This is a genomic window from Protofrankia sp. CiP1_Cm_nod3 (assembly GCF_982290655.1).
Window position 1 is genome coordinate 45,639 of the sequence record NZ_CEVIVD010000024.1, and the last position, 1,280, is coordinate 46,918.

The 1,280-nt window shown below is 72.2% G+C and carries 1 protein-coding gene; it reads left to right on the forward strand.

Annotation, left to right across the window (positions count from 1 at the left end):
• Nucleotides 1-315 precede the first annotated feature (315 nt).
• Nucleotides 316-840 carry a gamma carbonic anhydrase family protein gene (locus AC5LUJ_RS07555; protein WP_250284893.1) on the forward strand — a complete coding sequence of 175 codons (525 nt, stop codon included), beginning with the start codon at nt 316-318 and terminating at the stop codon, nt 838-840.
• Nucleotides 841-1,280: the final 440 nt, after the last annotated feature.

Consider the following 1,280-nt stretch of genomic DNA (forward strand, 5'->3'; position numbering starts at 1 on the left):
GCGGCAGCCCACCACCGGCCGGCTCGACGCCCGCTACGCCTGATCGTGGTGCTGGAGCCCCAGGCGCGGCAGCCCACCCACGGCCGCGGGACCTTGGCCGATGCCCGCGGCCGCGGGAATCCTGGCCAACGCGGCCACGCCCGACGGAGCGGCCGCGTCCGGCTGAAAAGTCACGGCCGCCGGCGATCCGCGGGCCGCGGCGGCGTCCATCGGGGAGGATGACGACCGTCGGGAGACGCGACCGGGGAGGCGCACCGGGGCCGGTTGCCGCGTGCCGTCCCACGGGCGTGCCGCCGTCCGAAGAAGCCGGAGGAGATGTCCGTGGCTGTCTACGCGCTCGGTGACCGGGTGCCCGAGATCGACCCGTCCGCCTACGTCCACCCGGACGCGACCGTGATCGGCAAGGTGACCATCGGCCCCGAGTCGACGATCTGGCCGGGCGCGGTGCTGCGCGCCGACTACGGTGAGATCCACATCGGTGCCCGCACGTCCGTGCAGGACGGCACGGTCGTGCACGCGACCGCCGAACTCCCCACGATCATCGGCGACGACTGTGTCATCGGGCACATCGCGCACCTGGAGGGCTGCACCGTCGAGGACGGGTCGCTGGTCGGCTCCGGCTCGATCGTGCTGCACCGGGCCGTGGTCGGCCGGGGTGCGCTGGTCGGGGCGCAGGCGCTGGTCGGCAACAACGTGCGGGTGCCACCGCGGGCGCTGGCCGTCGGCGTCCCCGCGAAGATCCGTCCGGACGCGGTGGCGGAGAACGCCTTCGCGGCCGGGGCCGCGATGTACACCGCGAACGGCAAGCGCTACCGCGAGGAACTCCGCCGCCTCGACTAGATCGACCAGAGGGAAGCCGCATCGGCTGGAGCGCCGGTCAGGTAGCGCTGGATCCCAGCCACAGCCACCCGCACAGGCCATGATCCAGGCGACTTTGTCGTTGTGTACGCTTTTTGTCCGCAAAAGCGTACACAACGACAAAATTACGCCGATCTTCTCCGGTGGCCGGCGTCCATCGAAGCGTGCCACCGTGCGGGGGATACGCATGGCTACCTGATCGGCGTTCCAGGAAGGAAAGGCGATCTGCCCGGTCGGCGCGGCGCGGGCTCGGCAGGGCCCGTCAGTGATCGGGGCCGGCGTGGGCCGGCCATGTGGGGCGAGGGAAAATCGCTGGCGGCCGGCCGGTCGACGGCGGGCCTCCTTGGTGCCGTAGGTGGAGCCCGTCCGTCAGTCGCGGTCGGCGGGCGGGTCGGTGGCGAGGATGTCGTGGAGGGCGTCGA